Annotated in this window: 23 protein-coding genes; 6 read left to right on the top strand and 17 right to left on the bottom strand. The window is 63.4% G+C overall.

Going from position 1 to position 21,279, the window contains the following annotated elements:
* Window positions 1–96: 96 nt before the first annotated feature.
* The 3 genes from ATO9_RS06805 to ATO9_RS06815 all read right to left on the bottom strand — a co-directional run bounded on the left by ATO9_RS06805 (window position 97) and on the right by ATO9_RS06815 (window position 2,558).
* A complete protein-coding gene (locus tag ATO9_RS06805; RefSeq protein ID WP_081979475.1) occupies window positions 97–1,197 on the bottom strand; it encodes a site-specific DNA-methyltransferase in 1,101 nt (366 codons plus the stop codon).
* A 91-nt stretch (window positions 1,198–1,288) separates the two neighbouring features.
* Window positions 1,289–1,921, bottom strand: a complete 633-nt coding sequence (locus tag ATO9_RS06810; RefSeq protein ID WP_043747094.1) for a ribonuclease HII — start codon at window positions 1,919–1,921, stop codon at window positions 1,289–1,291.
* Between the two features lie 121 nt (window positions 1,922–2,042).
* On the bottom strand, window positions 2,043–2,558 hold the full coding sequence (locus tag ATO9_RS06815; protein WP_043747097.1) for a hypothetical protein: 516 nt from the start codon (window positions 2,556–2,558) through the stop codon (window positions 2,043–2,045).
* Between the two features lie 197 nt (window positions 2,559–2,755).
* Between ATO9_RS06815 and ATO9_RS06820 the strand changes: the two genes are divergently transcribed.
* Both ATO9_RS06820 and ATO9_RS06825 read left to right on the top strand, forming a co-directional pair.
* A complete protein-coding gene (locus ATO9_RS06820; protein WP_043747099.1) occupies window positions 2,756–2,989 on the top strand; it encodes a hypothetical protein in 234 nt (77 codons plus the stop codon).
* Window positions 2,990–3,007: 18 nt separating this feature from the next.
* Window positions 3,008–3,721 (top strand): winged helix-turn-helix domain-containing protein, encoded by a 714-nt coding sequence (locus ATO9_RS06825; protein WP_043747101.1) that lies wholly within the window; start codon window positions 3,008–3,010, stop codon window positions 3,719–3,721.
* Between the two features lie 12 nt (window positions 3,722–3,733).
* On the opposite strand, the gene ATO9_RS06830 is transcribed toward ATO9_RS06825, so the two are convergent.
* The 8 genes from ATO9_RS06830 to choX all read right to left on the bottom strand — a co-directional run bounded on the left by ATO9_RS06830 (window position 3,734) and on the right by choX (window position 12,512).
* Window positions 3,734–4,699: an ABC transporter ATP-binding protein gene (locus ATO9_RS06830; protein WP_043747103.1), complete on the bottom strand. Its 966-nt coding sequence runs from the start codon at window positions 4,697–4,699 to the stop codon at window positions 3,734–3,736.
* The gene (locus ATO9_RS06835; protein ID WP_043747105.1) at window positions 4,696–5,682 is read right to left on the bottom strand and encodes an ABC transporter ATP-binding protein; all 987 of its coding nucleotides are present in this window, start codon (window positions 5,680–5,682) and stop codon (window positions 4,696–4,698) included. The genes ATO9_RS06830 and ATO9_RS06835 overlap by 4 nt, the downstream gene beginning before the upstream one ends.
* Window positions 5,683–5,690: 8 nt before the next feature.
* Window positions 5,691–6,647, bottom strand: coding sequence for an ABC transporter permease (locus ATO9_RS06840; protein ID WP_043747107.1), 957 nt, complete (start codon window positions 6,645–6,647; stop codon window positions 5,691–5,693).
* Between the two features lies 1 nt (window position 6,648).
* Complete coding sequence (locus ATO9_RS06845) at window positions 6,649–7,635, bottom strand: ABC transporter permease (RefSeq protein WP_043747108.1); 987 nt, start codon at window positions 7,633–7,635, stop codon at window positions 6,649–6,651.
* A gap of 110 nt (window positions 7,636–7,745) precedes the next feature.
* Entirely contained in the window at window positions 7,746–9,323 is a 1,578-nt protein-coding gene (locus tag ATO9_RS06850; RefSeq protein ID WP_043747110.1) for an ABC transporter substrate-binding protein, read from the bottom strand.
* 274 nt (window positions 9,324–9,597) lie between these two features.
* Entirely contained in the window at window positions 9,598–10,629 is a 1,032-nt protein-coding gene (choV, locus tag ATO9_RS06855; protein WP_043747112.1) for a choline ABC transporter ATP-binding protein, read from the bottom strand.
* Window positions 10,626–11,462, bottom strand: a complete 837-nt coding sequence (choW, locus tag ATO9_RS06860) for a choline ABC transporter permease subunit (protein WP_043747409.1) — start codon at window positions 11,460–11,462, stop codon at window positions 10,626–10,628. The genes choV and choW overlap by 4 nt, the downstream gene beginning before the upstream one ends.
* Before the next feature lie 135 nt (window positions 11,463–11,597).
* Window positions 11,598–12,512 carry a choline ABC transporter substrate-binding protein gene (gene choX / locus ATO9_RS06865; protein WP_043747114.1) on the bottom strand — a complete coding sequence of 305 codons (915 nt, stop codon included), beginning with the start codon at window positions 12,510–12,512 and terminating at the stop codon, window positions 11,598–11,600.
* A gap of 102 nt (window positions 12,513–12,614) precedes the next feature.
* On the opposite strand from choX, the gene betI reads away from it, so the two are divergent.
* The 4 genes from betI to betA are packed head-to-tail and all read left to right on the top strand — an operon-like array spanning window position 12,615 to window position 17,818.
* Entirely contained in the window at window positions 12,615–13,187 is a 573-nt protein-coding gene (gene betI, locus ATO9_RS06870; protein ID WP_043747116.1) for a choline-binding transcriptional repressor BetI, read from the top strand.
* Window positions 13,184–14,692: a choline-sulfatase gene (gene betC / locus ATO9_RS06875; RefSeq protein WP_043747118.1), complete on the top strand. Its 1,509-nt coding sequence runs from the start codon at window positions 13,184–13,186 to the stop codon at window positions 14,690–14,692. The genes betI and betC overlap by 4 nt, the downstream gene beginning before the upstream one ends.
* 10 nt (window positions 14,693–14,702) lie before the next feature.
* A complete protein-coding gene (gene betB, locus ATO9_RS06880) occupies window positions 14,703–16,160 on the top strand; it encodes a betaine-aldehyde dehydrogenase (RefSeq protein WP_043747120.1) in 1,458 nt (485 codons plus the stop codon).
* Complete coding sequence (gene betA / locus ATO9_RS06885) at window positions 16,160–17,818, top strand: choline dehydrogenase (RefSeq protein WP_043747121.1); 1,659 nt, start codon at window positions 16,160–16,162, stop codon at window positions 17,816–17,818. Before betB ends, betA begins: the two co-directional genes overlap by 1 nt.
* 13 nt (window positions 17,819–17,831) lie before the next feature.
* On the opposite strand, the gene ATO9_RS06890 is transcribed toward betA, so the two are convergent.
* Genes ATO9_RS06890 through ATO9_RS06915 form a run of 6 tightly spaced genes read right to left on the bottom strand, consistent with a single transcriptional unit; the run spans window position 17,832 to window position 21,277 of the window.
* The gene (locus ATO9_RS06890) at window positions 17,832–18,323 is read right to left on the bottom strand and encodes a flagellar basal body-associated FliL family protein (protein ID WP_043747123.1); all 492 of its coding nucleotides are present in this window, start codon (window positions 18,321–18,323) and stop codon (window positions 17,832–17,834) included.
* 15 nt (window positions 18,324–18,338) lie between these two features.
* Complete coding sequence (gene flgH / locus ATO9_RS06895) at window positions 18,339–19,064, bottom strand: flagellar basal body L-ring protein FlgH (protein ID WP_052418148.1); 726 nt, start codon at window positions 19,062–19,064, stop codon at window positions 18,339–18,341.
* Between the two features lie 16 nt (window positions 19,065–19,080).
* The gene (gene flgA / locus ATO9_RS06900; RefSeq protein ID WP_043747125.1) at window positions 19,081–19,494 is read right to left on the bottom strand and encodes a flagellar basal body P-ring formation chaperone FlgA; all 414 of its coding nucleotides are present in this window, start codon (window positions 19,492–19,494) and stop codon (window positions 19,081–19,083) included.
* Window positions 19,495–19,498: 4 nt separating this feature from the next.
* A complete protein-coding gene (gene flgG, locus ATO9_RS06905) occupies window positions 19,499–20,284 on the bottom strand; it encodes a flagellar basal-body rod protein FlgG (RefSeq protein WP_043747127.1) in 786 nt (261 codons plus the stop codon).
* A 10-nt stretch (window positions 20,285–20,294) separates the two neighbouring features.
* Window positions 20,295–21,008, bottom strand: coding sequence for a flagellar hook-basal body complex protein (locus tag ATO9_RS06910; RefSeq protein WP_043747129.1), 714 nt, complete (start codon window positions 21,006–21,008; stop codon window positions 20,295–20,297).
* 2 nt (window positions 21,009–21,010) lie between these two features.
* Window positions 21,011–21,277, bottom strand: a complete 267-nt coding sequence (locus tag ATO9_RS06915; RefSeq protein WP_043747132.1) for a flagellar biosynthetic protein FliQ — start codon at window positions 21,275–21,277, stop codon at window positions 21,011–21,013.
* Between the last annotated feature and the right edge of the window lie 2 nt (window positions 21,278–21,279).

Genomic DNA, 21,279 nt, shown 5'->3' on the forward strand with positions numbered 1-21,279 from the left:
CGCAACGAAAAGGCCCCGCCGGTAAGGGCGGGGCATGAGTTAGGCACCGCACTTGGCGGTCGGCGGTGCCGGCGGTTCGTGTAAACGCTTGATGTCTCAGTTCATCTCGGCGCGGATCTGCTGGCGCAGCAGGTCGATCGGAATGGTCTTCCCGTCGCGCTTGAAGCACCAGTAAGTCCAGCCGTTGCAGGACGGCGCACCTTCCAGATGCGCCCCGACCTGGTGGATGGAGCCCTTGATGTCGTCGCCGATCAGCGTGCCATCCGCGCGGACCTTGGCCTTGTGGCGACCGTTCATCGACCACAATTCCTCACCCGGGCGCAGCATGCCACGCTCGACCAGCTGCCCGAACGGCACACGCGGCGCCGCACGTTTGGAGGCCGACACTTCCAGCGCCTCGCGGTCGTATTTCCGAACCCGCGCCAGGCGGGCTTCGGCGACGCGACGATAGCTTTCCTCGCGCTCGATCCCGATGAAATCACGGCCCAGCATCTTGGCCACGGCCCCGGTCGTGCCCGTACCGAAGAACGGGTCCAGCACCACATCGCCCGGATTGGTCGACCCGACCAGAACCCGGTGCAAAAGGCTTTCGGGTTTCTGCGTCGGATGGGCCTTGTCGCCGTTGGCGTCCTTGAGGCGTTCACCGCCATTGCAGATCGGCAGCACCCAGTCCGACCGCATCTGCACGCCTTCGTTCAGCGACTTCAGCGCCTCGTAATTGAAGGTATATTTCGCACCCTCGCCCTTCGATGCCCAGATCATCGTTTCATGGGCATTGGTAAAGCGCTTGCCGCGGAAATTCGGCATCGGGTTCGACTTGCGCCAAACCACGTCGTTGAGGATCCAGTAGCCCTGGTCCTGCAGCGCCGCACCCACGCGGAAGATGTTGTGATAGGAGCCGATGACCCAGATCGCACCGTTGGGTTTCAACAGGCGCCGCGCGGCTTTCAGCCACTCGCGGGTGAACTTGTCATAGGCTTCGAACGACGCGAACTGATCCCAGGCATCGTCCACCGCGTCGACCTCGGAATTGTCGGGGCGATGCAGCGAGCCACGCAACTGCAAATTGTACGGGGGATCCGCGAAAATCAGGTCGACAGAGCTTTCGGGCAGAGCATTCATCTGCTCCACGCAATCGCCGGCCAGGATAGTGTTGAGCGGCAGGGTCGCTGCCTCTTTGGTCTTTGTTTTCATCATCTTCTGCCTCTATGCCGGCCCCGTTTGCGGGTGCTCGTTAGATGCCCAAATGATGAGTCAAAGGTGATTCGCAGTCAATTTCTTTTTCGAATCAAGGGGTTACGCTTTTATCTTTACACAAGATATTGTGGACAGGTTTGAAGCTCCGTCTATGGTGTGGGGTGACACCGATATTTTGAAGCGCCGAAATGTGGCTTTTTGACGGATATCCGGCGTTGGACTCCCATCCGTAGCCGGGAAACTGTTGCGCCAAATCCCGCATGATCATGTCACGCGCGATTTTGGCCGCGATGGAGGCCGCGGCGATCGACACCGACCGGCCGTCGCCTTTGACCACCGCCTGGGCGGGTATCGTCAGACCACGGGGAATCAGATTGCCGTCGATCAGCAGGTGGTCGGGCGGCACGGACAGCCCGGCAACCGCCCGTTCCATCGCCAGGTGAGAGGCACGGAGAATGTTGATCTCGTCGATCTCCTCGACGCTGGCATGAGCGACAGAGATCTCGGCGCAATCCTGCAGCGCCTCCAGAAGGGCGATGCGCTTCTTCTCGGTCAGCTTCTTGGAATCGTTCAGGCCATCGGGGATCGCGGACGGGTCCAGCACGACGGCAGCCGCGGTGACAGGGCCGGCCAGCGGGCCGCGGCCCACCTCGTCCACACCGGCGATACGACGGGCGCCCTGGGCGATCAGGCTCTGTTCAAGGGAGAAATCGGGACCATCCATGCCCCGGCCTACCCAATCCCCCCGCCCAAGGGAAGCACGCAAAAAAGGAGGGAGGGGCCGTGTCCCCTCCCTCCTCGCTCTGTCCGCCGCCTGGAGAATGGCGAACCTGGGGAGCGTTCGGTTACGCGTTGAAACCGTTCCGGCGCAGGCAGCGGGCGGAGTAGAAGTAACGCGAGGTGTTGGCGAAGTTACGGCGCACGCAATCGCTGGGCAGCGCGGCGGGGCGACGGATGTTGTGGCGGGTGCAGCCAACCGCGTAGCCCTTGGTCCAGCCCTGGCGGGTTTGGGCGTTGATCAGGCATTTGCGCGGGGCGACAAGACCGGCATTGTGGCGCGGTTTATGGCCGTGATTGTTATAGCGCGGCTTGTGGTTGTTGTAGTGCCGCTGATGGTTGTTGTAACGCGGCTTGTGGTGCACTTGGGGCTTGGGCTTGTAATGGCTCTGCGTGCCGGCATGCGCCTTGTTCTTCTTGCGCTGTTCGTCGGCGATGGCGGCCCCGATGATCGCAAGGGCAGTGGCCCCGACGATAAAGCGGGCGACATCCTTGTCACCGGCCTGGGCGGCGGTGGTGGTGGCGCTGATGGAAGTGACGGCAATCGCCGCGGCGAGGATGGTTGCGATGAATTTGCGGCCCATGTGAAATCTCCTTTTGGATATGCAGGCTCGAGGTCTGGGTATGTGTCCGCCCCGACCCGGGGGACGGATGAGGCATGACCAGACGATGGGTCGAACCGGCGAAATCGGGCAATAACGGCCCCCTGTTATCGGATAACGCGGTTCCCAAGCCCCTTTGGTTATTGAATGACACGGGCCGCGCGGGCACATTCCGCTGCATGAAACACATCGCACTCATCCTTGGCGTCTCACTCGCGCTGATCACCGCTCCCGCTGTTGCGAGCGCTGCCTGCGTGGCCGAATACAAGGCCAAGCGGGACAATCCCCTGCAGCTGAATTATGGTGAGCTTACGGTTTCCACCTGCAACCTGGCCGACGCGACCGAAGAGGCCCGGAGCATTCTGGCCGCCCGGGGATGGATCCTTCTCAAGATCCTGTCGCTGAAAGGCTGAGATCGAAGAAGGACCAAGGTGACGGTGCAATCAGATTCGACCGAATTCGCCGCTGACATCCGACGTGTCGGCACCCGCGTGGTGACGATCGGCATCGCGGCCATCGTCCTAATGCTGGTGATCGGGGGCGTGATCCTCTTCCTGACACTGCCCGATGCGGGTGTGTTCAACGAACGGGTGGAACGCATCTTCGTCGAGAACGACACCCTGACCGGCGATGCCGAGATCAAGCTGCTGGAAATCCTGGCCCAGTCCGGCACCGCCTTTGCGGAAACGCTGGCGGGCTACCGGATCGTCATCTTCGTGCTGATGGTCTTTGCCACTGCCCTGCTGGTCGCGGCGCTGGTCTTCCTGGTGATCCTCATCACGCTCAACCGCCGCATGGCCGAGATCGAGCGCGCGGGGATCGAGGTGAATTCGCTGCTCATCAGCCGCGATGAAAAGACTGTCTACCTGAACAATCACGGCTTCAAGCTGACCGATGCCGCGATGGAGACTTTGTCGATCCTGGCCGAAGCGCGGCTGGACGACGAGATGCTGACCGGCGCGCAGATCGAGGCGATGATTTCCGGCCGCAACGTGGCCGATTGCGAAGAGGCCGCCGGCGCCACCCGGATCAAGCGGCTGCGCGACACGCTGGGCAACCAGCTGGTCAGCGAATTGCTGGTCCGCAACATCGCGCGGCGCGGCTACATGCTGTCCGTCGGCAAGGATGTGATCCGGGTGATCTGACGCGCGGGCGGGTTATTCCGCCAGGTGGCAGGCCACGCGCGTGTCGCCGATATGGCGCAGCAGGGGCTTCTCCTGGCTGCACCTGTCCACGGCAATCGGACAGCGCGGATGATAGGGACAGCCGGTCGGCGGATTGATCGCGTCGGGAATTTCCCCCTTGGGCGGATCGACCTCGCGCCCGAAGGCATCCATGCGCGGCGCGGCGTCAAAGATCATCTGCGTATAGGGATGCTTGGGATCGGAGAACAGTGCGTCGCGCGGGGCCTCTTCCACCAGCGTCCCGAGGTAGAGCACCCCGATCTTGTCGGCCATGTGCTGCACCACGGTCAGGTCGTGGCTGATGAAGAGATAGGTCAGCCCCAGCTCTTCCCGCAGGTCGGACATCAGGTTCAGCACCTGACTTTGCACAGAAACGTCCAGCGCAGAGGTCGGTTCGTCACAGACGATGATCTTGGGGCCCGAGGCCAGCGCGCGGGCGATGCAGATACGCTGCCGCTGCCCGCCCGAGAACTCGTGCGGATACTTGTCGGCATCTGCGCCGGACAGGCCCACCTGTTCCAGCATCCTTTCCGCCAGACCCCCGGTCTTGCCGCCTCGCACGGCGACGGGTTCGGCGATGATGTTGCGGACCTTCCAGCGCGGGTTCAGCGAGGCATACGGGTCCTGGAAGATCATCTGGATATCGGCCCGGACCTTCGCCGCCTCGGCACTGTCGGGGTCGGAGCTGATATCCTTGCCGTTGACCTCGATCCTGCCCTTGGTGGGCGGGACCAGGCCGGTGATCATTTTGCCGATGGTCGACTTGCCCGACCCGCTTTCGCCGACCAGCGCGTAGACGGAGTTCTCTTCGATCTCGAAGGAAACGTCCGAAACGGCGGTCAACTTGGCCTTGGGCAGACGTTCCAGCACACGGTTCAGCCAGGGCTTGGACACGTCGAAGATGCGGGTCAGTGCCTCGACACGGATGAGGGTGCTCATGCGGTCGCCTCTTTCGTCTGGGTCAACGGGTACCAGCAGGCCGCGCGCCCTTCATCTGCTGCCAGGGTGGGGCCCGGTTCGGCGCGGCACTTGTCGGTCGCCTTTTCACAGCGGGGATGGAAGGCGCAGCCATCGGGCAACGCGTCCAGCCGCGGCATGGCACCGGGAATCTGGCGCAGGCGCTTCTGCCCCCGGCTGGCCACGGGTGTGGAGGCCATCAGGCCAGCCGTATAGGGGTGATGCGGCTTGGTGATGACGTCGCGGACGGGGCCCAGTTCGGCCATGCGCCCGGCATACATCACGGCGATCCTGTCGGCCGCTTCGGCGATGACTCCCATGTCGTGGGTCACCAGCATGACCGCCACGCCACGTTCCCGGCACAGACGCTTGAGCAGGGCGATGATCTGCGCCTGCACGCTCACGTCCAGCGCGGTGGTGGGTTCATCGGCGATCACCAGCTCCGGCTCCGCGCACAAAGCAAGCGCGATCACCACACGCTGCCGCATGCCGCCGGAAAATTCGTGCGGGTAGCTGTCGATGCGCTGACGGGCGGCAGGAATGCCGACCTCCTCCAGCGCGGCGATGGCGCGGTTCAGGGCCTCGGACTTGCTGACATCCAGATGTTCGCGGATCGTCTCGGTCAGCTGCTCACCCACGGTCAGAAGCGGGTTCAGAGAGGTCAGCGGATCCTGGAAGATCATACCCATCCGCTTGCCCCGTTGGCGGCGCAGGGCCTCGCCCTTGAGGTTCTGGATGGGGTCGCCCAGCAGGCGTACCTCGCCCGCCGCGATGCGCGCGGGGCGATCCAGCAGGCCGATCACGGCATTGCCGGTCATCGACTTGCCCGCGCCGCTTTCACCGACGACGCCCAGGATTTCACCCGCGGCGATGTCGAAGGACACGCCATCGACCGGTTTCAGCAGACCCTTGCGGGTGGGAATTTCCACGACAAGGTCGCGGACGGACAAAACAGGAGTGCTCATCTCGCCACCTATCGCAGTTTCGGGTTCAGCGCGTCGCGCAGCCAGTCACCCAGCAGGTTGATCGACAGGGCCAGCGCCAGCAGCGTCAGCGCGGGGAAGATGAGGATCCACCATTCCCCCGAGAACATGAAGCCCTGCCCGATCGAGATCAGCGTGCCCAGCGACGGCTTCGTCGGCGGCGCGCCCACGCCCAGGAAGGACAGGGTCGCCTCGGCGATGATGGCCAGCGCCAGGCTGATCGTCGCGATCACCAGGACGGAGTTCATGACGTTGGGCAGGATGTGCCGCAGCATGATCGAAAAGGCCGACCGGCCGGCGATCTTGGCCGCCTGCACGTATTCGCGGTTCTTCTCGACCAGCGTCGCACCCCGCACGACTCGGGCGAATTGCACCCAGTCCGACAGGCCGATGGCCACGATCAGCACCCAGATCGCCATCTGGTCGCGATAGGCCGGGGGGGTGATGCCCTTTGCGATCCCGAAGATCAGCATGGCCACGAGGATGGCCGGGAAGGTCAGCTGGATATCCGCGATGCGCATGATGATCGTTTCGACCCAGCCGCCGACATAGCCGGCGATCAGGCCAAGGATCACCCCCAGCACCATCGCGAAGAGCACGGCCGAAAAACCCACGAACAGCGATATCCGCATCCCGTAGAGGATGGTCGAGAACACGTCGCGCCCCTGGTCATCGGTGCCCAGCACGAAGAAATCCCCGGTGAAGGCATTGGCCTCTCCGGGTGGGGTGAAGCCGTTCATCAGGTTCAGCGTGGCCGGGTTGAACGGATCATGCGGCGCGACCAGCGGGGCAAAGACCGCCGCAAGGATCAGCACCATGACCACGATCGCCGACACCACGGCCACCGGGTTGCTGCGGAAGGAATGGAACAGGTCGCTGTTCACCGCGCGGGAAAACCGCGACGGGCGGGCGGGATCGGCTTTGGGGCGAAGCTCGGTCTGGGTCATGTCAGTGGCCTCCGGCTGCGCTGCGGTCGACGCGCAGGCGCGGGTCGATGGCGAAGTAAAGCAGGTCGACGATCAGGTTGATCCCCACGAACATGACCGAGATCATCATCAGGTAGGCGGCCATCACGGGGATGTCGACGAATTGCACGGCGTTGATGAAGAGCAGCCCGACGCCCGGCCACTGGAACACCGTTTCGGTGATGATGGCGAAGGCGATGATCGACCCCAGCTGCAGGCCGGTGATCGTGATCACCGGGACCAGCGTGTTCTTCAGCGCGTGGTGGAAATTGATGGCCCTCTCGCGAATGCCGCGGGCGCGGGCGAAGCGGATGTAATCCATGCGCAGCACTTCCAGCATCTCGGTCCGCACCAGGCGCATGATCAGCGTCATCTGGTAGAGGCCCAGGGTGATGGCCGGCAGGATCAGCGCCTTCAGCCCGCTTTCGGTCAGGAAGCCGGTGGTCCAGCCACCCAGCCGCGTGACCTCGCCCCGCCCGAAGGAGGGCAGCCAGCCAAGCTCGACCGAGAAGAGGTAGATCAGCAGGATGCCGATCAGGAAGGTGGGCAGCGACACGCCAACCAGCGACAGGGTCATGATGACATTGGCCGACACGCCACGCTTGCGGATCGCGGTGAAGATGCCCAGCCCGATCCCGCCGCACAGCGCCAGCAGGCCCGACACGAAAGCCAGTTCCAGCGTCGCGGGCAGGCGTTCGATCAGGATGTCCGACACCGGACGCCCCTGACGGTAGCTCAGCCCGAAATTGCCCTGCGCAGCCTGTTCGAGGAACCGCCAGTATTGCACGAAGAACGGCTGATCCAGGCCCAGCTGTTCGCGCAGCCGTGCGATGTCGGCCACTGTGCGTTCCTGGCCCAGCATGTTGTCGATCGGATCGCCGACAAAGCTGAACATGGAAAAGGCAACGAACCCCGTCACCAGTAGGACGAGGATGGATTGAGCGACACGTCTGATGATGTAGGCGAGCATCTGACCTCGGAAATTCTGTCCGACCCGATGGGCCGGTAGGGGAAAACCGCCGCCCCTGTTCTGGGGCGACGGTCGAAAGGGTCACCCGGCCGCGTGGCCGGATGTCCGGGTCAGTTCAGAGTGAAGTACTTGAACTTCGGGCTATCGGACGGATCGACCGCCGTGCCGACCATGTCGGACATGCCCCAGTTCAGAACCTGGTGGTGGATCGGCAGGTAGAGCGTTTCTTCCTGCACGGTCGACCAGATATCCGCGATGGTGGCGTTGCGCGCATCCAGATCGGTTTCCGAGGCCAGGCTCACGATCTTCTCGTCGATGCCGGCATCGGAGAAGCCGGTCGCATTCCAGGACCCGCGCTCATCCCCCTTGGTGTGCACCAGGAAGTTGAAGACATACTCGGAATCGTAGGTCGGAACGCCCCAGCCCAGCATGAAGAAATCCGTGGTGCCATTGGCGATCAGCGGGAAGTGCTGCGCCTTGGGCTTGGAGTCGAGGTTCACGGTGATGCCGATCTGGGCGAACATGCCCACGGCGGCCTGGCAGATCGCTTCGTCGTTGATGTAGCGGTCGTTCGGGCAATCCAGCTGGATCGAGAACCCGTCGCCATAGCCGGCCTCTTCCATCAGGGCCTTCGCGGCCTCGACATCGGTCGAAACGGAGCCGTCCATCTCTTCGGTCCAGCCATTGACGAAGGGCGGTGCGATCATGCCGGCGGGCACCGACTGGCCACGCATCACGACCTGTTTGATCGCATCGCGGTTCAGAGCCATGTTCATCGCCTTGCGCACCTTGGCATCGGCCAGCGGGTTCGCACCATCGACATCGTCGTTTTCCAGGTCATCGGCGCCCAAGTTCAGACCGAAGAAGATCGTCCGGTTCTGTTCGGTCGACTTCACGCTGAGCCCTTCGGTATCACCGACGCGGCCAAGGTCCTGCACCGGAACGTCCTGGATGAAGTCGACCTCGCCCGACAGCAGCGCGGCGACGCGGGTCGCGGCGTTCTGGATCGGGGTGTAGACGACCTCGGTCACTTCCATCGGGAAGGTGTCCATGCCCCAGTAATCGGGGTTCTGGGTCAGCACGGTCTTCACGTCGGGTTCGCGGCTTTCCAGCACGAAGGGGCCGGTGCCGTTGGTGTTGGCGGCCGCAAAGGTCGTTTCACCGCCTTCGTAATCCTGCACCTTGGTGGCGTCGTTCGCCTCGGTCCAGGTTTTGTCCATGATGAACAGGTTGGTCACGTTGTTGGCCAGGATCGGGTTCGGACCATCGGTGACGAATTCGACGGTGTAATCGTCGACCGCCCGGATCTCCGTGATCGAGGTCAGCAGTTCCTTCATGTCCGAATCCGGGGTCTTGGCCCGCTCGAACGAGAACACGACGTCCTCGGCGGTGAAGGCAGAGCCGTCATGGAAGGTCACGCCTTCGCGCAGCTTGAACACCCAGACGTTCGGATCGTCAGCCTTGGGGCCCCATTCGGTGGCGAGCGCCGGTTCGAATGCGCCGTCATAGTCGCGGATGATCAGGGGTTCGTAGATTTGATGCGCCAGCGTGTGGGTCGGGCCTTCGTTCTGGGCGTGCGGGTCGAGGGTGAGCGAATCACCCGCGCGCGCCCAGCGAACGGTTTCGGCCGAAGCGGACAATGCCGTGCTCGCAAGTAGAGCGGCGGCAAGAATGCCGGTCGTTTTCATGGATATCTCCCTGTTGTCGTGCCGTTGGTTCGGCTTGTTGATAGCAGGTATGATAGTAAGTGATATCCAAGCCGCAAGTTTACCCTTGCGTCCACCTGTCGACCCCCAATCACGTGTTTGTGGGGTCGGCGAAATATCAACATGTTGCGATCAGCTATGCTTTGCCCGGTGATCAGGCACCAGGGTGGCGCTGAATTTTCGGGCAAATCACCCCGGATTTCGCAAAAAAGGGCCCGCCAAACTGGCAGGCCCCTCTGATTTCGACCGTCGTAGATCAGTTCAGCGCGGACGGGTCCGACAGCCCGGTCAGCAGGTCGTCCTTCGAAACCTGGCCGATCAGCTTGCCATTCTCGGTCACGCCGATCGGACCGCTGGAACCAATCATCCGCTCCATCCCGTCGCGGATCAGCATGTCGGCGTCGATCGTCTGCTCCGGCGTGCCGTTGACCGGCCCCATCACATCGCGCGCCCGCAGCACGCCCAGCGGGTTCATGTGCTGGACGAAATCCTTGACGTAGTCGTTCTTGGGATCGCGGAAGATGTCCTGCGGCGTGCCCATCTGGACGATCCGGCCGCCTTCCATGATGGCGATCTTGTTGCCCAGCTTGAACGCCTCGTCGAGGTCATGGGACACGAAGACCAGCGTGCGTTTCAGTTTCTGCTGAAGCTCCAGCAATTCATCCTGAAGCTTGGTGCGGATCAGCGGATCGAGGGCCGAGAACGGTTCGTCCATCAGCAGGATCGGCGCCTGGGTGACGAAAGCACGGGCCAGGCCGACACGCTGCTGCATGCCCCCCGACAATTCGCCGACCTTGCGTTCTGCCCAGTCGGACAGGCCGACCAGGGCCAGCTGTTCGTCGATCTTGGGGTTGGCCTCGCGCTCCGGCATGCCGGCCAGCTCCAGCGGCAGGCCGACGTTTTCCCGCACGGTCCGCCAGGGCAGCAGCCCGAATTGCTGGAACACCATGGCGATGTTATGCATCCGCAGGCGCCGCAGAGTTGCCGGATCGGCCTGGGTCACATTCACCATGCCGTCGCCGTCATGGATGCTGACGGAGCCGCGCACCACGGGGTTCAACCCGTTCACGGCGCGCAGAAGCGTAGATTTCCCGGACCCCGACAGGCCCATGAGAACGAGGATCTCGCCCTCCTGAACGTCGAGGGTGCAATCATGCACGCCAAGAACCTGGCCGGTGGCGGACTGGATCTCTCCGCGTTCCTGACCCTTGTCCATGAGCGGCAGGGCCTTGTCCGGTTCCTTGCCGAAGACGATGGAGACGTTATCGATACTGACGGCAGTGCTCATTTGCGGTTCCCCAGGTTCAGAATGCGGTCCAGCATGATGGCGACCACCACGATGACGAAGCCCGATTCAAAGCCGAGCGCGGTGTTCACCTGGTTCAGGGCGCGCACCACGGGAACACCCAGGCCATTTGCGCCGACCAGCGCGGCGACAACGACCATGGACAGCGACAGCATAATGGTCTGGTTCAGACCGGCCATGATCTGCGGCAGCGCATAGGGCAGTTCCACCTTGTAGAGCGTCTGCCGCGGCGTCGCACCAAAGGCCCGCGCGGCCTCTAGCAGCGGTTGCGGAGTGGACGACACACCGAGATGCGTCAGGCGGATCGGCGCGGGCAGAACGAAGATCACCGTGGCGATCAGGCCCGGGACCATGCCGATGCCGAAAAAGACGATGGCGGGGATCAGGTAGACGAAGGTTGGCAGCGTCTGCATCAGGTCGAGGATCGGCCGCATGTAGGCATAAAGCTTGGGCCGGTGCGCCGTGGCGATCCCGATGGGCACCCCGATGGCCATGCAGACCATGCAGGCCGACAGGACCAGCGTGAGGCTTTCCGTCGTTTCCTCCCAGTAATCCTGGTTGAGGATGAACAGGAAGCCGGCCAGCACGAACAGGCAGACCTTCCAGTTCCGCTGAAGCAGCCATGTCAGGCCGACGAAGACGGCAATGACGATCATCGGATGCGGCTCCTGTAGGACCCAGAGGATCGCGTCGATGAGCGTTTCCATGAAGACCGAGAGGGCATCGAGCGCCCATTCCCCGTTGTCACGCACCCATTCGAAAATGGCGCTCGCCGCCTTCCCGATGGGTAACTTGTTGTCAGTGAGCCAATCCAGCAATGTCTTTCCCCGTTTCGCGCGTTTCGTATTTATCGCCCCTCTCTGGGGGCCTCAAAATACCGGGGGCCAGACTGACCTGACCCCCGGAAAGTCGAGACCCCGCCAGCTATCTGCAGGCGGGGTCCAAGAGGCTCAGAGGCCCAGTTCTTCCTTGACGGCGGCAGCACCGTCTTCGCCGTCGGCCGTGGTCACGCCGTCGACCCAGGCCAGGACGGCCTCCGGGTTGGCCTTGATCCACTCCATGGTGGCGTCATCCGCGTCCTCGCCATCGTCGAGGATCTTGCCCATGATGCCGTTTTCCATCTCGAGCGAGAAATCCATCTGGCCGAAGAGCTTGCCCAGGTTCGGGCATTCCTCGGAGTAGCCCTTCCGGGTCACGGTGTGGACCACGCCTTCACCGCCGAAGAAGTCTTCGCCGCCGGGCAGGTATTTCAGGTCGAAGTTGGCGTTCATCGGGTGCGGTTCCCAGCCCAGGAACACGACCGGTTCCTGATCCTTGTAGTACCGCGACACCTGCGCCAGCATGCCCTGCTCGGAGGATTCAACAACCTCGAACCCTTCCAGGTCGAACTTGTTCTCTTCGGTCAGCGACACGAGGTAGGCGTTGCCTTCGTTGCCCGGCTCGATCCCGTAGATCTTGCCGTCCAGTTCGTCGCGGAACTTGTGGATGTCGGCATAGGATTGCAGGCCGGCCTCGTAGGCGTAGGTCGGCACGGCAAGCGTGTACTTGGTGCCTTCGAGGTTCACGTTGATCGCCTCGATCTCACCGCTTTCCAGGTAGGGGCCGATGGCGCCGGACTGCGCCGGCATCCAGTTGCCCAGGAACACGTCGACATCGTCGCTTTCCAGCGATGCGAAGGTCACCGGAACGGAGAGGACCTTGACGTCCACCTCGTAGCCGAGCGCCTCGAGCACGTGCTTGGCCGCAGAGGTCGTGGTGGTGATGTCGGTCCAGCCGACATCGGACATCACGACCTCGCCGCAATCGGCATTCGCGACGCCTGCGGCAGCGATGGTGAGGGCGGATACAGTTGTCAGAAGCTTCATGTTTTCTCCCTGATCTAGAGTGATCGTTTTTTGATTGACCAGTCAATCAGTCCACGGTTACCAATATTTTGCAACTCTTTTTTCGTACAGCCGGAAGGTCAGATGTCCAGTTTGCCTGCAAGAAAGCAGCAGCTTGTCGAAGCTGCCATCCACGAGATCGGCACCACCGGCACGCTGAACGTGACCGTCGGGCAGATCGCGAAACGCGCGGGCGTGTCGGCGGCTCTGGCCTTTCATTATTTCGGGGACAAGGACCGGCTTTTCCTGTCCGCGATGCGCTATGTGTTGACGATTTACGGCGCCGAAGTGCGCGGTGCCATCGCCGCGGCGGATGGCCCGAAAGGGCGGATCGAGGCGGTCATCCGGGCCAGCTTCAGTTCCACCAACTTCCGTCAGGAGGTGATCGCGGCTTGGCTGAACTTCTACGTCATGGCCCAGCAATCGGACGAAGCGCGGCGCCTTCTGTCGGTCTACCACAGACGCCTGCATTCCAACCTGACCCACGAATTGCGGCCGCTCGTCGGCCCGACCGCGCCGGAAATCGCCCTGCGGATCGGTGCCCTGATCGACGGCATCTACCTGCGATTCGCCGTGAACCCCGCCGATACCACCGGCAAGAGTGCCACAGCCCAGGTGCTGGCCACCCTTGACCATGAACTGAGAGCAAACGCGTGACACAACCGAATATCCTCATCCTGATGGTCGACCAGCTGAACGGGACGCTGTTCCCCGATGGCCCTGTCGACTGGCTTCATGCGCCGAACCTCAAGAAACTCGCGGCGAAATCCGCGCGGTTCCGCAATTGCTACACCGCATCCCCGCTTTGCGCGCCGGGCCGGGCGAGCTTCATGTCCGGCCAGTTGCCGTCCGTGACGGGCGTCTATGACAACGCGGCGGAATTTCCCTCCGATCTCCCCACCTATGCCCATCACCTGCGTCGTGCGGGCTACCAGACATGCCTGTCCGGTAAAATGCATTTCGTCGGCCCCGACCAGATGCACGGGTTCGAGGAACGGCTGACCACCGACATCTACCCCGCCGATTTCGGCTGGACCCCGGACTACCGCAAGCCCGGTGAACGGATCGACTGGTGGTATCATAACATGGGCTCGGTCACAGGTGCAGGGGTCGCCGAGATCTCCAACCAGATGGAATACGATGACGAGGTCGCCTACAACGCGACCCGCAAGCTCTATGATCTGGCACGTGGCCATGACGATCGCCCCTGGTGCCTGACCGTCAGCTTTACCCACCCCCACGACCCCTATGTCGCGCGCAAGGAATTCTGGGATCTCTACGAGGATTGCGAGCACCTTGAACCCGAGGTCGGCGCCATCCCCTACGAAGAGCAGGACGCGCATTCCAAGCGGATCTTCGACGCCAATGACTGGCGGTCCTTCGACATCACCCGCGAAGACATACGCCGTTCCCGCCAGGCCTATTTCGCCAATATCAGCTATCTCGACCGCAAGGTCGGAGAGATCCTGGACGTGCTGGAACGCACCCGCCAGGAGGCCGTGATCCTGTTTGTCTCCGACCATGGCGACATGCTGGGCGAGCGTGGACTGTGGTTCAAGATGAGCTTCTACGAAGGCTCGTCGCGGGTGCCGATGATGATCTCGGGCCCCGGCGTGACGCCCGGCCTGGTGACCGACCCGGTCTCCAACATCGATGTCTGCCCGACGCTGTGCGACCTGGCCGGTATCTCGATGGAGGAAGTCGCGCCCTGGACCTTCGGCGAAACGCTGGTCCCGATCGCCAACGGCACGCCGCGCGAAACCCCCGTGCGGATGGAATACGCGGCCGAGGCCTCCTACGCGCCGATGGTGTCGCTGCGCCAGGGCAAGTGGAAGTTCAACCAGTGCAAGCTGGACCCCGATCAGCTGTTCGACCTCGACGCCGACCCGCACGAGATGACGAACCTGGCCGACAATCCGGCCCATGCCGACACCCTCGCCGCCTTCCGCGCCGATGCCGCCGCCCGCTGGGATCTTGATCGGTTCGACGAAGAGGTGCGCAAATCCCAGGCCCGCCGCTGGATCGTCTACGAGGCGCTGCGTAACGGCTCCTACTACCCGTGGGACTACCAGCCGCTGCAGAAAGCCTCCGAACGCTTCATGCGCAACCACATGGACCTCAACGTCGTCGAGGAAAACCAGCGTTTTCCCCGCGGTGAGTAAAGGACGCCCGATGGCCTACCCGACCCAACCGACCGCCAGCCACTACATCAACGGCGCCTATGTCGAGGACCAGACTGGGGACGAAATCCCCGTAATCTACCCGGCGACCGGGGACCGCATCGGATTGGTCCATGCGGGCACCCCGGCGATCGTCGACCAGGCGATTGCCGCCGCCAAGGCCGCGCAACCTGCTTGGGCCGCCCTGTCGCCGCGCGAACGCGGGCGCATCCTGACCCGCGCCGCCCAGATCATGCGCGAGCGCAATTACGACCTGTCGGTTCTGGAAACACACGATACCGGCAAACCGCTGCAGGAAACGCTGGTGGCCGACGCGACATCCGGCGCAGATGCACTGGAATATTTCGGTGGCCTGGCCGGCACTCTGACGGGCGAACACATCCCGCTGGGCGAGGACTGGGCCTACACGATCCGCGAGGCGCTTGGCGTCTGCGTCGGCATCGGAGCCTGGAACTACCCCACGCAGATCGCCTGCTGGAAAGGGGCCCCTGCCCTCGCCTGCGGCAACACGATGGTGTTCAAACCTTCCGAAACCACACCGCTTTGCGCCCTCAAGGTGGCCGAGATCCTGACCGAGGCCGGCGCCCCTCCGGGTGTGTTCAACGTGGTGCAGGGCATGGGCCAGACCGGCGCGCAGCTGGTCACCGACCCGCGCGTCGCCAAGGTATCGCTGACCGGTTCTGCCGCCACCGGCAAGAAGGTCTATGCCGCCGCCGCGGCCGAGATGAAGCATGTCACGATGGAGCTGGGCGGCAAATCCCCGATGATCGTCTTCGAAGACGCCGATATCGAGAACGCCATCGGCGGCGCGATCCTGGGCAACTTCTATTCCTCCGGCCAGATCTGTTCGAACGGCACCCGCGTCTTCGTGCATCGCGCCATCAAGGAACACTTCCTGACCCGCCTCGCCGAACGTCTGGCCACGGCCAGGATCGGGGATCCGATGGACGAGAAAACCTCGTTCGGGCCGATGGTCAGCCAGGCGCAGATGAACATCGTCCTGCGCTATATCGACATCGCGAAGACAGAAGGCGCCCGGCTTGTCGCGGGTGGCCAGAGGATCGACCGCGACGGTTTTTACATCGAACCGACCGTCTTTGCCGATGTCACCGACGACATGACTATCGCCCGCGAAGAGATCTTCGGCCCCGTCATGTCGGTGCTGGATTTCGAGGACGAGGACGAGGTCATCGCCCGCGCCAATGCCACCGAATACGGGTTGTCCGCCGGGGTCTTCACACGCGACCTGTCGCGCGGGCACCGGGTCATCGGGGGGTTGCAGGCCGGGTCCTGCTTCATCAACTCCTACAACGATGCCCCGGTCGAGGCACCCTTTGGCGGCGTCAAGGCCTCGGGGGTCGGGCGCGAAAATGCCCGCGCCGCGATCGAGCATTACAGCCAGCTGAAATCCGTCTATGTCCGCATGGGCGATGTCGAGGCCCCCTTCTGATGCAAGCCGAATATGTCATCGTCGGCGCGGGCAGCGCCGGCTGCGCCATTGCCTATCGCCTGGCCGAGGCCGGGCGTCGCGTGCTGATCATCGAACATGGCGGCACCGATGCCGGGCCCTTCATCCAGATGCCCGGCGCCCTGTCCTACCCGATGAACATGAAGCGCTACGATTGGGGCTACCAGACCGAGCCGGAGCCGCATCTGGGCGGTCGTCGGCTGGCCACGCCGCGGGGCAAGGTGGTCGGTGGGTCGTCCTCGATCAACGGGATGATCTACGTTCGCGGCCATGCCCGCGATTACGACCATTGGCGCGATCAGGGGGCGACGGGCTGGGGCTATGCCGATGTGCTGCCCTATTTCAAACGGCTCGAGAACTGGCATGATGGCGGCCATGGCGGCGATGCGTCATGGCGCGGCACTGACGGTCCGCTGCACGTCACGCGCGGGCAACGCGACAACCCCCTGACCAAGGCCTTTGTCGAGGCCGGGCGCGAGGCGGGCTATCCGGTCACCGGCGACTATAACGGTCATCAGCAGGAAGGCTTCGGCCCCTTCGACATGACCGTCTGGAAAGGACAGCGCTGGTCCGCCGCCAATGCCTATCTGAAACCCGCGCTGAAGCGCGAAAACTGCACCATGATCCAAGCCTTCGCACGTCGCGTGATCATCGAAGGTGGCCGCGCCACTGGGGTCGAGGTCACGCGCGGCGGCAAGGTCGAGGTCATCAAGGCCGAACACGAGGTCATCCTCGCCGCGTCGTCGCTGAATTCGCCCAAGCTGCTGATGCTGTCGGGGATCGGCCCGGCGGCCCACCTGGCCGAACATGGTATCCCCGTGATTGCCGACCGTCCCGGCGTCGGGCAGAACCTGCAAGACCACCTGGAGCTATACATCCAGGCCGCCGCGTCCCAGCCCGTCAGCCTGTTCAAGTACTGGAACCTGCTGGGCAAAGCCTATGTCGGAGCCCGCTGGCTGCTGACCCGGACCGGGCCAGGTGCCACGAACCAGTTCGAAAGCGCCGCATTCATCCGCTCGGCCGCCGGGGTCGACTATCCCGACATCCAGTATCACTTCCTGCCGATCGCCGTGCGCTACGATGGCCAGGCCGCCGCCGAAGGGCATGGGTTCCAGGCCCATGTCGGCCCGATGCGCAGCCCGTCCCGCGGATCAGTGACGCTACGCTCGGCCAAGGCCGAGGACGCGCCGGTCATCCGATTCAACTACATGTCGCATGAAAAGGACTGGGCCGATTTCCGGAAGGCGATCCGCCTGACCCGCGAAATCTTTGCCCAGCCCGCCTTCGCACCCTACTACAAGTTCGAGATCCAACCCGGAGAGGCCGCGCAATCCGACGAGGCGCTGAACGATTTCATCCGCGAACATGTCGAAAGCGCCTATCACCCCTGCGGCACCGCGCGGATGGGGCGGCGCGACGATCCCAATGCGGTGGTCGATTCCGAAACCCGGGTGATCGGGGTGGACGGGCTGCGGCTGGCCGACAGCTCCGTCTTTCCGCAGATCACCAACGGCAACCTCAACGCGCCGTCGATCATGGTTGGCGAAAAGGCTTCGGATCATATCCTCGGCCGCGCGCCGCTGGCCGCCGAGAACGCCGATCCCTGGATCCATCCCGACTGGCAGGCCCAGCAACGCTGATCCGGCAGGACGCTCAGCTGTCCTGCCGCGCGATATCCGTGATCAGCACGTCCAACAGGTTCTCGCCGATCACCTTGACGCCGGCCTCCCGCAACGCGTTGCGCAGCACGTCCATGTTGTTGGAATTGGTGAAGGCCCCGCGGAACCCGCCGCGATTGGCGTGGTCGAACAATTCCTGAAGGAAGACATCGCGCAGCTTGGGTTCACGGGTGAAGACGGCCTCGCGTGTGCCGGCTGCAACCTCCACGCTCAGTGACATGACGACCAGCGCCTCGACCCGGCCTTCGGCGACAACCGGCACGACGAACTGGTTGTTCATCTTCACGTATTCACGGTCTTCAGGTTGAACCTCTTCCGCTTCCTTTTCCTCATGAGCGACCTGGGTGCCGTCGCCGCAGGGATTGATCGCGGCGACCTCCTCGGGCTGCGGACGAAGCATCAGCCCCGCCGCACCGCCACCACCAATACCCAGCAGGATCAAAAGGATCGGCAATATCTTCCGCATCGCTCCGTCCTTTCCTCAAAAGGGCAGGATCATGTCGACAACCTGCTGCCCGAGGCGCGGTTGCTGCATGTCCGAGATCTGACCACGACCACCGTAGGAGACACGGGCCGACGCGATCTTGTCGTAGGTGATTTCATTCTGGCGCGACACGTCCTCGGGACGGACGAAACCGGTGACGATCAGTTCCCTGATCTCGAAATTCACCCGAACCTCCTGCGTGCCCTGGATGTGCAGTACCCCGTTGGGCAGCACGTCGGTGATGGTCGCCGCGATCCGCAGCGTCAGCTTTTCATTTCGGCGGACAGAGCCGTCGCCGCTTGAATCACTGGACGAACCAATGGAGACCGCGTTGTCGAGGCTCGCGCCGTCCGGCATCCCCCGGTTCGCCTTTTGCGGCAGGCCGAAGAATTGCGGGATCTGCAGGCTTTCGCTGCCGCTACGCGACCGGCTGGTGGCATTCGAGATCTCGGCCTTTTCGTCGATCTCGACCACGACCGTCATGATATCGCCCCGCCGCATCGCGCGCCGGTCGCCCAGCAGGGATTGCCGGTTGAGGTTCCAAAGCGACGCGCCGGGCACCACTGCGGCGACCTCTTCCTGCATCGGCAGGCCGGGCGACATCATCGCGTTGTATTCGGTGCCCTGCACGGGCGGGTTGAAGCTGGGCGGTTTGCCCAGGTGATCCTCGCGACCGCAGGCCGCGGCCAGACACAGAAGGATCAGGGGAAGGAATCGGGACATATGGAGTTCCGTTGCGTTAGGGCGAAACAAGGACAGTGCCGTCGGCCTGCACACGGCCGGACAGCGTTGAACGGGAGGACAGGTTCATCACGCGCACCGTTTCTCCGACACCGGCACGTGCCAGCGACCGGCCTTCGACACGGATCGACAGACCTGCGCGGTCATAAGCCAGCGTGACGATCTGGTTGCGTTCGACCAGCGCGGGCGGGCCGATATCCTCGGGCAGAATCGGGCGACCTTCGTACAGGACCACGCGGGTTTCCTTCCCGATCAGCTCTGCCTTGCCGGCGAAAGTGCCCGGCATGTCTCCGGGTTCGATGCTCAGATCGGCAGGCGTCAGGGTCGTCTGGGCGCGCAGGGTGCGAGCGGCGACGACGATATCGGCCAGGGCCGGGTCGGCGATCAGGAGACAGAGAAGGAACCAGCGCATCGGATCAGCGTACCTGCGTCGTCGCGCCCAGCATCTGGTCCGCGGCCGAGATCACCTTGGCGTTCAGTTCGTAACCGCGCTGTGCCTCGATCAGTTCGGTGATCTCGCGCACCGCGTCGACCGTGCTTTCCTCCAGGTAGCCCTGCCGCACCGTTCCCAGACCGTCGAGGCCGGGGGTGGACTGGTTGGACGGGCCCGAAGCCTCGGTCTCGGCAAAGAGGTTCGACCCGATCGCCTCGAGCCCCTTGGGGTTTGTGAAACCCGCCAGGGTGAACTGACCCAGAAGCTCTGCCGCGCCGCCGGTGTTGAAGTAGGCGTAGACCTCGCCGTCGGGATTGATCGAGATGCTGCGCGCATCCTCCGGGATGACGATCTCCGGAGACACCGGGAACCCGTCCGAGGTCACGATCAACCCCTCGCCGTTGCGCTTCAGCGCCCCGTCGCGGGTATAGGCGACATCACCCGATGGTAGCGTGACCTCCAGGTAGCCGCGACCCTCGATCGCGAGATCCAGGTCGCCGCCCGTCTGGCCCAACGCACCCTGCGCCATCTGCATCGACACCGCCGCGGGGCGGACGCCGAGGCCAAGCTGCACGCCGGTCGGCAGGACCGTTCCGTTGGCCGCGTTGATCGTGCCGGCGCGGGCCACCTGCTGGTAATGCAGGTCCGCGAATTCGGCCCGGCGGGCGTTGTAGGCGGTGGTGGACATGTTCGACAGGTTGTTCGAGATCGTCTCGACCCGCATCTGCTGTGCCGCCATGCCTGTTGCGGCGATCTTGAGGGCTCGCATTGCTGCCTCCTTACTTCATGAATGTTTTCATTGCGTTGCGGACACGCTCGTTTTCCGCATCCAGAAAGCTCTGGCCCATTTCATAGGCCCGCTGCACTTGGATCATCCGTGCGATCTGGCTGATCGGGTCGACGTTCGAGCTTTCGATGAAGCCCTGCACGACGCGCGGGTTTTCGACCGGTTCGAACCCGGCATCCGCCTCGAACATCACGCCGTCCTCGCGGGTCATTCCGTTGGGATCAATGGGCCGCACGATCCCGATCTGCGCCAGCGGTTGCCCATCCACAGACAGGGTCCCGTCCGCCGCGGCGCTGATGTCACCGGCGCCGGCGGGGACAAAAACCGGCGCGCCGCCGCTGTCCAGAACCCGGAACCCGTCATTGGTCACGAGGTCCCCGTTGGCCGAAGCCGAGAAACTGCCGGCCCGGGTCAGACGCTCCCCCTGCGGCGTTTCGATCAGGAAGAACCCGTCGCCCTCGATGGCGAAATCGAAACGGTTGCCGGTCTGGGTCAATGCGCCTTGCATCATCGAGGTCCGCCGCACGTTCGCGGTGGCCATCGACACCGAAGGGCCGTCCGCAACACGCTGCACGTATTCCGAAAAAACCAGACCCTCCTGCCGATAGCCAGTGGTCGCAGCGTTGGCGATGTTGTTCGCCACGATCTGCATTTCCTTCATCAGGCCGGTCTGACGGGTCAGGGTCGTGTATCCGGTATTGTCCATTTTCAGCCACCTATGATCAGCGGGACCAGCGTGTCGCGGAAATAGGCGACCAGCGTCTGGGTCATGAATCCCATCGAAAGCCAGTAGACGACGACGATCGCCGCCAGTTTCGGGACGAAGGTCAGCGTCATTTCCTGGATGGAGGTCAGCGCCTGGAACAGGCCGATCAGAAGACCGACGACCAGGGCCACGGTCAGGATCGGCACCGAGGTGATCACGGCCACCCACAGCCCCTGCCGGAGCGTGTCGAAAAACAGCGCCTCATCCATGG

Origin of the sequence: Pseudooceanicola atlanticus, assembly GCF_000768315.1 — a bacterium.
In the GTDB taxonomy this organism is placed as follows: Bacteria; Pseudomonadota; Alphaproteobacteria; order Rhodobacterales; family Rhodobacteraceae; genus Pseudooceanicola; species Pseudooceanicola atlanticus.

Bases quoted from the DNA above. Each gene is read 5' to 3' on its own strand.
- ATO9_RS06890 (WP_043747123.1), bottom strand. From the start codon at position 18,323: ATGCGGAAGATATTGCCGATCCTTTTGATCCTGCTGGGTATTGGTGGT.
- ATO9_RS06840 (WP_043747107.1), bottom strand. From the start codon at position 6,647: ATGACCCAGACCGAGCTTCGCCCCAAAGCCGATCCCGCCCGCCCGTCG.
- choX (WP_043747114.1), bottom strand. From the start codon at position 12,512: ATGAAGCTTCTGACAACTGTATCCGCCCTCACCATCGCTGCCGCAGGC.
- betA (WP_043747121.1), top strand. From the start codon at position 16,160: ATGCAAGCCGAATATGTCATCGTCGGCGCGGGCAGCGCCGGCTGCGCC.
- flgA (WP_043747125.1), bottom strand. From the start codon at position 19,494: ATGCGCTGGTTCCTTCTCTGTCTCCTGATCGCCGACCCGGCCCTGGCC.
- ATO9_RS06820 (WP_043747099.1), top strand. From the start codon at position 2,756: ATGAAACACATCGCACTCATCCTTGGCGTCTCACTCGCGCTGATCACC.
- ATO9_RS06830 (WP_043747103.1), bottom strand. From the start codon at position 4,699: ATGAGCACCCTCATCCGTGTCGAGGCACTGACCCGCATCTTCGACGTG.
- ATO9_RS06805 (WP_081979475.1), bottom strand. From the start codon at position 1,197: ATGATGAAAACAAAGACCAAAGAGGCAGCGACCCTGCCGCTCAACACT.
- flgH (WP_052418148.1), bottom strand. From the start codon at position 19,064: ATGTCCCGATTCCTTCCCCTGATCCTTCTGTGTCTGGCCGCGGCCTGC.
- ATO9_RS06845 (WP_043747108.1), bottom strand. From the start codon at position 7,635: ATGCTCGCCTACATCATCAGACGTGTCGCTCAATCCATCCTCGTCCTA.
- ATO9_RS06850 (WP_043747110.1), bottom strand. From the start codon at position 9,323: ATGAAAACGACCGGCATTCTTGCCGCCGCTCTACTTGCGAGCACGGCA.
- ATO9_RS06810 (WP_043747094.1), bottom strand. From the start codon at position 1,921: ATGGATGGTCCCGATTTCTCCCTTGAACAGAGCCTGATCGCCCAGGGC.
- ATO9_RS06835 (WP_043747105.1), bottom strand. From the start codon at position 5,682: ATGAGCACTCCTGTTTTGTCCGTCCGCGACCTTGTCGTGGAAATTCCC.
- ATO9_RS06910 (WP_043747129.1), bottom strand. From the start codon at position 21,008: ATGGACAATACCGGATACACGACCCTGACCCGTCAGACCGGCCTGATG.
- betI (WP_043747116.1), top strand. From the start codon at position 12,615: ATGTCCAGTTTGCCTGCAAGAAAGCAGCAGCTTGTCGAAGCTGCCATC.
- flgG (WP_043747127.1), bottom strand. From the start codon at position 20,284: ATGCGAGCCCTCAAGATCGCCGCAACAGGCATGGCGGCACAGCAGATG.
- betB (WP_043747120.1), top strand. From the start codon at position 14,703: ATGGCCTACCCGACCCAACCGACCGCCAGCCACTACATCAACGGCGCC.
- choV (WP_043747112.1), bottom strand. From the start codon at position 10,629: ATGAGCACTGCCGTCAGTATCGATAACGTCTCCATCGTCTTCGGCAAG.
- ATO9_RS06815 (WP_043747097.1), bottom strand. From the start codon at position 2,558: ATGGGCCGCAAATTCATCGCAACCATCCTCGCCGCGGCGATTGCCGTC.
- ATO9_RS06915 (WP_043747132.1), bottom strand. From the start codon at position 21,277: ATGGATGAGGCGCTGTTTTTCGACACGCTCCGGCAGGGGCTGTGGGTG.